The following is a 10,835-nucleotide window of genomic DNA, read 5'->3' as shown; positions in this document are numbered from 1 at the left end:
AAAACCCCGTCACCGCCCACAAAGCAGGCACCATCACCGGCCTGAGCGTCACCGCAGGCGACGCCATCACCCAAGGCACCGTCCTCGCAGAAATCAAGTGACACCGACGTTCGATGCCGAACGGATCGACCCCCGGGCGACTTTCGGCATCGAACGGCGGCGCGGATAGCGCTACCCTGTAGCAATGTCCGAGCTTCCGGAAATACGTATCGGTACCGCTGATCGGGAGAAGGCCCTCGATGTGCTGAGTCAGCACTTCAGCGAGGGCCGCCTGACGGTTCCCGAATTCGACGAGCGCAGTGCCACAATCGCATCCGCGACGACGCGTGGACAGCTCGAATCGGTATTCGTCGACCTCCCTGCCGCGTCCGGCACTGCGTCGGTCGCTCGATCCGGCACCGACGCACCGGCCGTGAAGGACCGCGGAATCGATTGGGCTGCAGTGGTGATGCCGATCGTCATCTTCGGATCACTTGCTCTGTTCTTTCTCACCGATTTCGACCAGAAGTGGCTTTTCTTCCTTCTCATTCCCCTGGCCGGAGCCATCCTGTCTGCGGTAGGACATCCGGCGGACAAGAAGAAAAAGAAGAAGAAGAAGCGTTGAAAGCGCTGCTGTTCGACGTCTTCGGCACCGTCGTCGATTGGCGCACGAGCATCGCCCGCGAGGTCTCCGAAATCTGCGGTCCGGGAGTCGACAGCTATCGGTTTGCCGATCGGTGGCGGAGCCTCTATCAACCGGCCATGGAACAGGTGCGGTCCGGTGGGCGACCTTTCACTCGGTTGGACGTACTGCACCTGGAGTCCCTGCGAACGGTGCTCTCCGAGTTCGAGATCGACCTGGATGCGGACGCGACGACCGCACTCAATTTCGCGTGGCATCGACTGGAGCCGTGGCCCGATTCCGTTCCCGGGCTCACGCGGCTGCGCACCGAGTTCGTCGTAGCACCGCTCTCGAACGGCAACATCTCTCTGCTGCTGGACATGGCCAAGAATGCCGGCCTTCCCTGGGACGCCATCCTCGGCGCAGAACCGGTGCAGGCGTACAAGCCCATGCCCGACGCCTACCTGCGTACCGCGGACATCCTCGGGCTCCGTCCCGACGAGTGCATGATGGTTGCCGCCCACAACAGCGACCTCGCCGCCGCAGCCGACTGTGGCTTCGCCACCGCATTCGTCGCCCGCCCGCTGGAACACGGCCCGACGCAGACGTTCGACCTTGCTCCCGAAGCCGAGTGGACCTACAGCGCAGACTCGATCGAGTCCCTTGCCGACCGACTCAACTGCTGACAGACGCGGTTCAGAATCTCGCCGCCGGAACCAGTCGATCGGCCAGCCATCTGTTCACTTCTGCGTGCGATCGGAATCGCACGATCGTCAGGTCCGGTCGGCGCATGTTCAGTCGCTGAACTCGCGCGGCCGTCATCCGATGCGTGTTCCAGGCCCACCGGACGACGTGCTCGCGATCGAGAAATATGCGATACAGCGGTGGCTCGAAGTTGCCGTTCCACAGCACTGTTCGACCGACCCGACGACGGAGCGTGCGGAAGACGATCTGCCGCATCACCGTTCGACGAGGCAGATCGAGCCACAGGCAGAGGTCGGCCCGATCGGCGAGTCGATCCCGCACCACGCTGTACTGCCACTCGGTGACCCAGGCTGGGCGGGTGATGAACTCGTCCACGTCCTGCTCGAACGTGGCACGGGGCGTCCAGTCAGGCCCGTGATAGAGGCTGTCGATCTCGATGTGTTCGATTCCCAGAATCGATCCGAGACGAGCCGACAACGTGGTCTTACCGGAACCGGATGTTCCTGCCACCACGATTCGCGAGGGGCGACGCGATACCGCGTCGTTCGGTCCGAGAATCACGACTGTTTTCGCCCGCTACGGTTGAGCACACAGCGCTACGATCGCGTCCGCAATGTTGGTCACGAAGTGTCGACGCGCCGTTTCGGGCAGCCGGTCGAGTGAGAGGTACGGGTTCAGGTCTTCGAGCTCGACCAACAGCAGCGTTCCGTCGACGGTGCGGCATGCGTCCACCCGCGTGATTCCGTGGTCGATGTCGTTCCAGTCGACGAAACGTTGCGCGAACTCTTCGTCCTGAGCAGTACTCGAGTACGGCTCCAACTCCCAACGTCGGCCGGGGTCCGGGGCGTACAGGGCGTATTGCACTGCGCGGCCGATGAAGTAGAACGACACTTCGTAGACAAAATCGATCCGCGGCTGAATCAATGTGCCCGGCTCGACTTCCGACAGTTCGGCGCGTCCGATCTGACGCATGCCGATCGAGTCGGCACCCCATTTCGGTTTCACCACATAGGTATTCACCTCGGGTAAGCGCGAGACGCCCCGCGGATCGTCGACGGTAGGTATGACCGGAAAACCATCTGCGAAAAGATCGACCAGGTACTGCTTTCCTCTCTGGTCGCCTTTGCCGGTCAGCTGGGTGAAAACCTTCGTGCCGTTCTCGCGCGCATGGCGAGCAAACGCGTCGAACGCTTCCTGGTATCCCAGCACAGGTCCGGAGTTCCGGACGACGACAGCATCGAAGCCATCCATCAGTGCCAGCGCATCGAGCGGGTGACACAGCGCGATGTCGACCCACTCACGGAGCTGCGAAGACAAGAAGATGTCTTCGTCGCAGTAGCGTCGGCCCTTAGACAGATACGCCAAGTCGGTGACGAACAAAACGCGTGGACGGGGTGCGCACATCGGGCAAATCCTACCGGTCTCGAGACGTCATGATGTTCGCTTGCGGGCCAACAGAAATGCCTGCGATGTCGACTCGTATCCCATCGGAGCTCGATGCACGCGGACGTCCACCTCGAAGTTCGCCTCGACGAGCATGCCCGCGACCGCGTCCGGGTCGAGTCGGTATGCGTCGTACGAGACCGAGTGTCCGTACGCCTGCTCGAGTCGGACTCGCTCGTTGCCTGCTTGAAATGCCAACAGCAGCAGACCTTCCGGCACCAGCACCCGATGCAATTCGGCGAATATCGTCGACAATTGGTGCGGAGGCGTGTGGATGATCGAGTACCAGGCAACGATCCCCGCCAGGGAGCTGTCCCCCGCGTCCAGTGCCTCCATCGATCCGACACCGAATCGCAGGTGCGGGTGTTCGCGCTGCGCGACCTCGATCATGTTGGGCGACAGGTCTATTCCCGCTACATCGAGACCGAGGCGGTGCAACTGGTCGGCGATGCGGCCGGTTCCGCATCCCACTTCGAGAACGCCGCCGGTCGACGCTCGGTCCGCGAATGTCGCCAACAGTCCATGCTCGAGATGCCGCCCGTCGAGTTCGTCGCGAACCAGGTCGGCGTAGCTCTCGGCAACGGTGTCGTAGGCGGTCCTCGTCATCGAAACATACTGCTGCTCGGTCACAGTGGTTACGGTACCGGCTCACCCGGCGTCGCCAGGTAGGAGTGCGTCAGCATCTCGAAGAAGTGGCCGGTCGGGTCGCGAAAGTACACCGCGACCACCGTCTCCAGGAATTCCGGTCAACCCTCGTGCGCGTTTTGCGCCCCTCCAGGTACGTAAAACGCGCACGAGGGAACCCGTTCGATGGTCTCCTTCTACGACAGCGTTGTCGAGGAGAGGATCTCAGCATGGTCGGCCGACTTCTGTTCGTTCACGGTGCCGGCGGCTTCGTCGACGACACAGAGCTGGCGCAGGGGTTGGCTGAGGCGCTGCGCCTCGACCTCGTCATGCCGGAACTGTCCGACAGCGATATGGGTTACGAGGCCTGGGCTGTGCCGGTTCGGAAGCTGCTCGACGACGCAGGACCTGCGGACCGCGTTGTCGCGCATTCTTTCGGAGCCACGATCGTGGTTCGGGTCCTGGCCGAAGCGATGCGCGCCCATCCGCAGCAAGCCACGCTGCTGGCCATGCCGGACTGGAGTCCGCAGGGCTGGGGCGTGGCGCAGTACGCGCTCACCGGCGAACCGCGGACCGACCTGACGTTGCTGCACTGCCGAGACGACGAGGTCGTCCCTGTGTCGCATCTGGCGCTGAACTCGGCCGCCCTACCGTCCGCGACCGTGATCGCCTATCCCAGCGGTGGTCACCAGTTCGTCCGCGTGACCGAGACGATCGTTGCCGACATTCGGTAGCTACCGGTAGTCGTGGTCGATTCCCGTTGCCCACTGCGAACATTCGACGGCGATCACGTCGTCCCTCCCCCGCAGGAAGTCCCGCGCCCCCGAGTCTCCCGACGCCGATGCCGCAGCTGCCTCGAGGTGTCGACGCGCCAGAACGACCGGATGACCTGGGCGGCCGTCGAACACTGCCCTCGCCAGACCCGTCCGCGGTGCGGCGTCGAGAACGGCGTGGACGACCTCCGGTCCGACGTCGGGTGTGTCGACCACGTGAACCACCACGTACTCCGCGTCCGATGCGGCCGCCAAGCCGGCGGTGAAGGATGCGCTCATTCCCTGCTCCCAATGGGGAGCGTGTACTGCGGTCGCGCCATCGGGCACGGTGACGTCGGCCGCGCCCAGCACAACGATCACCTGGTCACAACCACCATCGGTCAGTGCCTGCACGGCCGTGCGAAGCCACAACCCGTCGTGAGCGAGCACTTTGGGCGATCCGTATCGCGTTCCGGCACCTGCGGCCAGGACCACTCCCACGACAGCGTCGGACATCGTCGCTCCTTCAGTTGTTCTGCCGAGTCTTGGATGATCGCACAACACGCGCCTCGAGCGCGGCGGAAACTTTGTGCTCGCTCGACTGGCGGCAGCGGTCGCAATGACCGATTCTTGGTGCACTTCTCCTGCAGCGTCGCAGGAATCCACCCTGTTGCGTCCGCGAGGTGCCCACCGATGTCCGTCAAGCCCATCACACGCAAGCGCGTCCATCCCGTCGACGAAGTGCTTCCTGTTCCCAAATTGGCCGCGTACGGGTTTCAACACGTGGTCGCGTTCTACGCCGGTGCCGTTCTCGTACCGATCATCATCGGCAGTGCAATCGGGCTGACCAACGAACAGCTGATCCATCTCATCAACGCGGACCTGTTCACCTGCGGTATCGCGTCGATCATTCAGTCGGTCGGGTTCTGGAAGATCGGTGTCCGGCTCCCACTTCTGCAGGGCGTCACGTTTGCCGGTGTGTCGCCGGTGATCGCGATCGCAATGGCCAACGGCGGCGGCACCGAGGGGTTGCTGTACGTCTACGGTGCCGTCATCGTCGCCGGTCTGGTCACGTTCTTCATGGCACCGTACTTCAGTAGGCTGCTGCGCTTCTTCCCACCGGTGGTGACCGGAACTGTCATCACGATCATCGGCGTCGCATTGCTGCCGGTAGCGGTCAACGATGCGGTGACCAATCCTGCGACACACGAACAGGATCCGACCAACGGTCGATGGATGGCGTACGCGATCGGAACGCTGCTGATCATCGTGCTGATCCAACGGTTCTTCAAGGGCTTCATGGCCACCATCGCCGTCTTGCTCGGTCTGGTCATCGGCAGTTCCGTCGCATTCGTGTTGGGGGACATGAACTTCGACGGCACCGCGGAAGCATCGTGGGTCGGATTCACCCAGCCCTTCCTGTTCGGTGTGCCCAAATTCAGTGTCGTCGCCATCATTTCGATGATCGTCGTCATGCTCATCATCGCGGTCGAAACCACCGGCAGTGTCTATGCGACGGGTGAGATCGTCGGCAAGCGCATCAAGAAGGACGACATCGCTGCGACGCTGCGGGCCGATGGAGTCGCCACCGTCATCGGCGGCACGTTCAACTCGTTCCCGTACACGGCATTCTCGGAGAACGTCGGCCTGGTCCGACTGACCGGTGTGCGTAGTCGGTGGGTGGTCGCCAGCGCGGGCGGCATCATGATTCTGCTCGGTCTGCTGCCGAAGACGGCGGCCGTCGTCGCCTCCATCCCGCCACCGGTACTGGGCGGTGCCGCACTGGCCCTGTTCGCGACGGTCGCCGTCGTCGGAATCCAGACTCTGTCGAAGGTGGACTTCACCGACCATCGCAACTTGATCATCGTCGCCACCAGTCTCGGACTGGCGATGCTCGTCACCATCCAACCCACCGTTTCGCAGGGCGTGCCGGATTGGCTCGAGATGCTGTTCGGCAGCGGAATCGTCCTGGGAGCCGTCTCTGCCATCGTCCTCAACGTCCTGTTCTTCCACATCGGGAATCGTGGTCAGGCCGTGGCCGGCGGTCCGGGTGCAGGTATCACCCTCGACCGGGTCAACGAGATGCCGGCCGAGGAGTTCGCCGCCACGTTCGGCGGTCTGGTGCAGGGCACCCCGTGGGTAGTCGAGCGTGCGTATCAGCAGCGCCCGTTCGCCGACGCCCACGGTCTACGTGAGGCATTCCAGGAAGCACTGTTGGCCGGTACCACCGAGGAACAGATCGAGCTGATCAACAGCTACCCCGACCTCGGCAGCGAGGATGCGACGGGCACCCTCAACGCTGCCGATCACGTCGGATTGTCCAACCTCGAGGAGGACGAACACGAGAACATCGTTCAGCTCGCCGCCGAGTATCGGCGACACTTCGGATTCCCGTTGGTGATCTGCGCCCGAGAGACCGAACGCTACGATCGGGTTCTGGCCAACGGATGGTCGCGGGTGGAGAATGCGCCGTCGGCGGAGCGATCTTTCGCGATGATCGAAATCGCCAAGATCGCGAACTATCGGTTCGACGATCTGGTTGCGGACGCCAACCCCATCGCGGCCGCGCGGTTCGGCCGGACCAACGACTTCAGATAGCGAGCGAGATGTGCTGCACGAATGGATAGGACTCGACGGGTTCAACAAGCTCTCCGATCGACAGGCGATGCATGCACTGTTCGAGTGCTGTGCGTCCTCGATCTGGGCCCGTCGAGTCGCCCAGGGTAGACCGTTCGCCAGCCGAGACTCTTTGTTGGACAGAGCAGATCGGGTACTTGCCGAGCTGCCGGAGGCCGAGATAGATCATGCACTCGACGGCCATCCCCGGATCGGGGGCACTGCGGACAACCCGTCGTCCAAGCGTGAGCAGGCCGCAGTGACCACTGCGGGCACCGAAGTACGCGAGAAGCTGGCGGCGGGAAACCGCGCGTACGAAGACAAGTTCGGGCACGTGTATCTGGTGTGCGCGACCGGCAGGTCGGCCGAGGAGTTGCTCGCTATCCTCGAGGAGAGGCTCGACAACGATGCCGAAACCGAAAGACGGGTGCTCCGCGTGGAACTGGCCAAGATCAACCGAATTCGCCTCGGCCGCGTGCTGGGACCGACGCAGTGACCGGGCTGTCCACGCACGTGCTCGACGCCACGGCCGGTACACCGGCGGTCGGCATGCGCGTGCGGCTGTTCCATTCCGAACAGGGCGAGATATCGACGGCCACCACCGACGGAGACGGCCGCATCGGTGAGGTGATTCCCGGACCTGTCGAACCGGGCGTGTACCGGCTCTCGTTCGACACGGAATCGTATTTCGAGGCGACCTCGACCCCGAGCTTCTACCCCGAGGTGTCCGTCTCCTTCACCGTCATCGACCCCGACGCCCACTATCACGTGCCGTTGTTGTTGTCCCCCTTCGCATATTCGACCTACCGCGGGAGCTGACATGACCGACCTGACCGGAAAGATCGTTCTGGGAGCCAATCAGTACGGCAAAGCCGAGAACCGGGTGGTGCGGATCTATCGAGATTCTCCGCGGCACGAGATTCACGACATCAACGTATCGAGTGCGCTGCGTGGCGATTTCTCTGCCGCACACCTGGCCGGCGATCAGTCCGCCGTTCTGCCCACCGACACCCAGAAGCAGACCGCGTACGCGTACGCCAAGACCAAGGGTCTGCTCCACCTGGAGAGCTACGGGCTCGACCTCGCCCGTCACTACGTCGACGACGTCGAGCCCGTCGACGGTGCCCGTATCGAACTCGAGGAGTACGCCTGGGCGCGTGCGGTCGTCGACGGCGTCGAGCACGACCACACGTGGACCCGCAAGGGCGAGGATATTCGCACCTCGGCCGTCACGGTCGAGGGTAAGGGCGAGGCGCAGCGAACCTGGGTCGTCAGCGGTTTCAAGGAGATGGTGATTCTCAAGTCGACGGGTTCGGAGTTCCACGGCTTCCTCGAGGACGATCTGACGATTCTCGAGCCCACGACCGACCGAGTGATGGCGACGTCGCTGACAGCGCAGTGGCGCTACACCACAACCGATGTCGAGTGGGATGCGGTGTACGCGGGCGTCAAGGCCGCGATGATCGAGCGATTCGCCAACCTGCAGTCGCTGGCTCTTCAGCAGACCCTGTACGCCATGGGCGAGGCGGTACTGGAGAAGTATCCGTTCATTGCCGAGATCTCGATGTCGGCCCCCAACAAGCACCACTTCGTCTACGACTTGGGCAAGTTCGGCATCGAGAACAACCTGGAGGTGTTCAACGCCGACGATCGGCCCTACGGTCTGATTCAGGCAACGGTCGAACGAGAGGACGCTCCGGACGCCGGAAGTGCTTGGCGCACATACTCCGTCGTCGGGTAACACATTGCGCTCACGTGTGCAGTGCCGCGGACCATTCCACCAGTGGGCTCAGAGCACGCCAGGCGTCGCGTACTTTCGTTGCTGCCTTGGGGCTTTCGAGCCACGCGGGTGAGCCGAAATGTTTGCCGGCAGTCAACGTCTTGTGCCGCAGCAGATCGATGCGCGGATGGTCGATCTCGTAACCCCGCGGCTTGGTCTTGAGCACGTCACCACCGATCTCGAACCCGGATTTCGTCAGCGTGGCCAGTAGCGCCTCGAGTTCGGCTCCGCGTACGTCGTCGTCGACGGTCTTGCGGAAACGCGCGATCGAGTCCGGGGAGCTGTTGTAGAAGCCGCCTGCGACGAACAATCCGGCGGGATCGATCTGGACGTAGTAGCCGAGGCTGTCGCCCCGTGCGACGAACCCGCCCTGGTGACTCTTGTACGGGGTCTTGTCTTTCGAGAATCGAACGTCCCGGTACGGCCGAAACAGTTTGGCGCTACCGAATTCGGGTTCCAGGTACGCCAGCAACGCGGTCATCGGTGCCTTGACGGCACTGTCGTAGACGTCCTTGTGTTCGTTCCACCAGAGTTTGCTGTTGTCGGCTTCGAGGTCTTCGTAGAAGTCCAGGGCGGTGAAGGGGATTCCGGTGAAGCCTGCAGTCATTTCCCCATTATGCAGCGCCGTGGGCCGACGCCCGAGGCATGGATTGCAGGGCGAGGTAGACATCCAGTCTGTCCGCAGTGGAGCCGAGATCTCGCCCGAGCAGTTCCTCCACGCGTTTGATGCGATATCGGACGGTGTTCAGATGGACGTGCATCGACTCTGCGGTTCGATGCCAGGACCCTCCGTTGGCCAGAAACTCCCGCAGCGTGTCGGTCAGGTCGGCGTCGGTGCGTCGGTCGTGCTCGAGCAGCGGCGCGAGGACATGCTCGACGAACGATTTTCGTACGTCGTCGGGAAGCGCCGACATCATCGATACTGCCGAAGTCGGCTTGGTGCCGGCGGTGACCGTCACCGCCGCGGATCCCTGCTTGCTGAGTTCGAGAGCGTGACGAGCCGACCTCAGTGCGCCGTCGATGGTCAGTCCGGTGGCCACGGCGCTCACGCCCACATGTATTCGGCTGGGTCCGATCCCCGAGCGCAACCGGGACAGCCGAATACGGATGGTCTGCGCGAACAGTATGTCGTCGGTATTGACGACAGCGACGATGTCGCCGTGCGCGCTGCATCCGACACACCCACCGCCGAAGGAGGTCAGGGTGTCACCGACGACGGATCGGAGCATCTCTCGCAGGTCGACGCGACCGCTGTGGGCAACTCTGACGACGGCGAGCGGCCTGTCGGGGTCGACTCCTGCCTGGCGCAGCCTCGTCAGTGCCTCGAATCCGGTGCTGTCGTGTTCGATCAACGCCACCGCCTGATCTGCGATCTCACGCCGCACCAGACGTCCTTCTTCACGCCGGGCACGATCGAGCGCGGCGATGGCTGCGAGTTGCCCGAACGCCTCGGAGACGTCGGGAGAGAACGAATCCATGTCTCCGGCCACAGCCAGGAACCATCGCGTGGTGCGCTGTACGAGCGATGGCCCGACGCCGAAGACACTGTAGGTCGAGCCATCAGCGAGAACGGTTGTCGTAGGAAGTGTTTCGGACGAGAGTGCCGCGTGCGTCAAGGTGTCGACATCGGCGTCGGACAAAGCAGATGCCTCGGTGACCAACCGACGCCCGGTGGCGGTGTAGATCAGGCACGCCATTCCCGTTTCTCTGGAGATGTGCAGTGCCAGTTCGTCGAGGGCTCTGCCGTCGGGGACCGCGGTGAGCAACTGGCGTTGGCGCACGAGCGAATTGTTCAGCGAGGCAATTCGATCACCGGTGACCCGGCCGACGAGAAATTCGGTGACCTCACCGAACGACACCGTGTCGGGAACAGCGAGGAGCGGCAGACCGTGTCGCTCGCATGCGTCGACGAGATCGAGCGGAATGTGTCCGAGCAATCCCTCCCCCGCGGCCAATGCCGCCGCACCGGATCCGGACACCGATCGAACGAACACTTCGCTGTCGTCGGGCGTGCGCCGCCATACGAGTCCGGTGATGACCAACTCGCCGCCCGCGATGTATCGGGACGGGTCGGGTAGGTCGGTGGTGAACGTCCACCGCAGGGTACGTCCGAGTGCGTCGCGATCGGGGGTGAGCAACCGGATGCCCAGGTGCGAGGCGTCGAGTAGGTCTCCGACGTACATCGCTGAACCTCCCGCCTCGTGTGTTCGGCCGTGCCGGAGGCAAAGATAAGCGCGGGTTGTTTCCGCCGAGTTTCGGGCGTATCGCGTGAGCACCGAGATCGGTAACAGAAAGTCACTACAGTTCGAGAAGG

Annotated in this window: 14 protein-coding genes; 8 read left to right on the top strand and 6 right to left on the bottom strand. The window is 63.2% G+C overall.

Translation table 11 applies throughout. From position 1 onward, the window contains the following. The 3 genes from CH266_RS25195 to CH266_RS14735 all read left to right on the top strand — a co-directional run. A partial coding sequence (locus CH266_RS25195) for a biotin/lipoyl-containing protein (RefSeq protein WP_141214481.1) occupies positions 1 to 101 on the top strand: 101 nt, incomplete at its 5' end. Positions 102 to 184: 83 nt separating this feature from the next. Then, a complete protein-coding gene (locus CH266_RS14740) occupies positions 185 to 604 on the top strand; it encodes a DUF1707 SHOCT-like domain-containing protein (RefSeq protein WP_094715582.1) in 420 nt (139 codons plus the stop codon). Further along, positions 601 to 1,287 carry a haloacid dehalogenase type II gene (locus CH266_RS14735; protein ID WP_027496468.1) on the top strand — a complete coding sequence of 229 codons (687 nt, stop codon included), beginning with the start codon at positions 601 to 603 and terminating at the stop codon, positions 1,285 to 1,287. Before CH266_RS14740 ends, CH266_RS14735 begins: the two co-directional genes overlap by 4 nt. A gap of 10 nt (positions 1,288 to 1,297) precedes the next feature. On the opposite strand, the gene CH266_RS14730 is transcribed toward CH266_RS14735, so the two are convergent. The 3 genes from CH266_RS14730 to CH266_RS14720 are packed head-to-tail and all read right to left on the bottom strand — an operon-like array spanning position 1,298 to position 3,355. Then, on the bottom strand, positions 1,298 to 1,867 hold the full coding sequence (locus tag CH266_RS14730) for an AAA family ATPase (RefSeq protein WP_441347058.1): 570 nt from the start codon (positions 1,865 to 1,867) through the stop codon (positions 1,298 to 1,300). 15 nt (positions 1,868 to 1,882) lie between these two features. Further along, on the bottom strand, positions 1,883 to 2,710 hold the full coding sequence (locus CH266_RS14725; protein ID WP_094715581.1) for a hypothetical protein: 828 nt from the start codon (positions 2,708 to 2,710) through the stop codon (positions 1,883 to 1,885). A 27-nt stretch (positions 2,711 to 2,737) separates the two neighbouring features. Further along, complete coding sequence (locus CH266_RS14720; protein ID WP_094715580.1) at positions 2,738 to 3,355, bottom strand: class I SAM-dependent DNA methyltransferase; 618 nt, start codon at positions 3,353 to 3,355, stop codon at positions 2,738 to 2,740. A 248-nt stretch (positions 3,356 to 3,603) separates the two neighbouring features. Here CH266_RS14720 and CH266_RS14715 point away from each other — a divergent pair, with 248 nt between their 5' ends. Beyond that, positions 3,604 to 4,107 (top strand): alpha/beta fold hydrolase, encoded by a 504-nt coding sequence (locus CH266_RS14715; RefSeq protein WP_094715579.1) that lies wholly within the window; start codon positions 3,604 to 3,606, stop codon positions 4,105 to 4,107. On the opposite strand, the gene CH266_RS14710 is transcribed toward CH266_RS14715, so the two are convergent. Next, positions 4,108 to 4,641 carry a nucleotidyltransferase family protein gene (locus CH266_RS14710; RefSeq protein WP_032387142.1) on the bottom strand — a complete coding sequence of 178 codons (534 nt, stop codon included), beginning with the start codon at positions 4,639 to 4,641 and terminating at the stop codon, positions 4,108 to 4,110. It lies immediately after the preceding gene. Positions 4,642 to 4,818: 177 nt separating this feature from the next. On the opposite strand from CH266_RS14710, the gene uraD (CH266_RS14705) reads away from it, so the two are divergent. Genes uraD (CH266_RS14705) through pucL form a run of 4 tightly spaced genes read left to right on the top strand, consistent with a single transcriptional unit; the run spans position 4,819 to position 8,482 of the window. After that, complete coding sequence (gene uraD / locus CH266_RS14705) at positions 4,819 to 6,723, top strand: 2-oxo-4-hydroxy-4-carboxy-5-ureidoimidazoline decarboxylase (RefSeq protein WP_094715578.1); 1,905 nt, start codon at positions 4,819 to 4,821, stop codon at positions 6,721 to 6,723. A gap of 10 nt (positions 6,724 to 6,733) precedes the next feature. Beyond that, positions 6,734 to 7,237: a 2-oxo-4-hydroxy-4-carboxy-5-ureidoimidazoline decarboxylase gene (gene uraD, locus CH266_RS14700; protein ID WP_027496461.1), complete on the top strand. Its 504-nt coding sequence runs from the start codon at positions 6,734 to 6,736 to the stop codon at positions 7,235 to 7,237. Further along, positions 7,234 to 7,560, top strand: coding sequence for a hydroxyisourate hydrolase (gene uraH / locus CH266_RS14695; RefSeq protein WP_032372721.1), 327 nt, complete (start codon positions 7,234 to 7,236; stop codon positions 7,558 to 7,560). The genes uraD (CH266_RS14700) and uraH overlap by 4 nt, the downstream gene beginning before the upstream one ends. A gap of 1 nt (position 7,561) precedes the next feature. After that, on the top strand, positions 7,562 to 8,482 hold the full coding sequence (gene pucL, locus CH266_RS14690) for a factor-independent urate hydroxylase (protein ID WP_094715577.1): 921 nt from the start codon (positions 7,562 to 7,564) through the stop codon (positions 8,480 to 8,482). A gap of 10 nt (positions 8,483 to 8,492) precedes the next feature. Here pucL and CH266_RS14685 read toward each other — a convergent pair whose 3' ends face one another. Together CH266_RS14685 and CH266_RS14680 are read right to left on the bottom strand one after the other, a co-directional pair. Further along, on the bottom strand, positions 8,493 to 9,128 hold the full coding sequence (locus CH266_RS14685) for a DUF2461 domain-containing protein (protein WP_032370679.1): 636 nt from the start codon (positions 9,126 to 9,128) through the stop codon (positions 8,493 to 8,495). Positions 9,129 to 9,135: 7 nt separating this feature from the next. Beyond that, positions 9,136 to 10,704, bottom strand: a complete 1,569-nt coding sequence (locus tag CH266_RS14680) for a PucR family transcriptional regulator (RefSeq protein WP_094715576.1) — start codon at positions 10,702 to 10,704, stop codon at positions 9,136 to 9,138. Positions 10,705 to 10,835: the final 131 nt, after the last annotated feature.

This window comes from Rhodococcus sp. 06-1474-1B, assembly GCF_002258885.1.
Classification (GTDB): Bacteria; Actinomycetota; Actinomycetes; order Mycobacteriales; family Mycobacteriaceae; genus Rhodococcoides; species Rhodococcoides fascians.
This window is presented reverse-complemented; position numbering and strand designations above follow the sequence as displayed.